The organism is Erythrobacter sp. HI0063, from assembly GCF_001635685.1.
Lineage (GTDB): Bacteria > Pseudomonadota > Alphaproteobacteria > Sphingomonadales > Sphingomonadaceae > Qipengyuania.
Genome location: NZ_LWFF01000095.1, coordinates 1 through 377, shown reverse-complemented (window position 1 = coordinate 377; position 377 = coordinate 1). Strand labels below are relative to the sequence as shown.

The following is a 377-nucleotide window of genomic DNA, read 5'->3' as shown; positions in this document are numbered from 1 at the left end:
ACCGTCTCGGGCAGGATCACATGGCCCCGATCGTCGAAATCCAGGTCGTGCGGGTCCAGAAGCTCCTGAAGGATCGCAAGATCACGCTCGACCTGACCGATGCGGCGAAGCGCTGGCTTGGGAGGGTCGGATACGATCCGGTGTATGGCGCGCGTCCGTTGAAGCGCGCCGTGCAGCGCTACGTACAGGATCCCCTCGCCGACAAGATGCTGCGCGGTGAAGTGCCCGATGGCAGCTCGGTAAGGATCGACGAAGGCGACGGGGCGCTGGAGATGGCGGTGGAGTAAAACGCCTGACGTTCCGACCATCACGCCCTCGACTGCGTAAGCAATAACGAAAAAGGGCCCCGGTCTCCCGGGGCCCTTTTGGTTTTGAGC

Annotated in this window: 1 pseudogene; it reads left to right on the top strand. The window is 62.9% G+C overall.

Annotated elements, in window-relative coordinates:
• Positions 1–287 (top strand): annotated as a pseudogene (locus A3736_RS04250) (ATP-dependent chaperone ClpB); the annotation flags it as partial.
• Between the last annotated feature and the right edge of the window lie 90 nt (positions 288–377).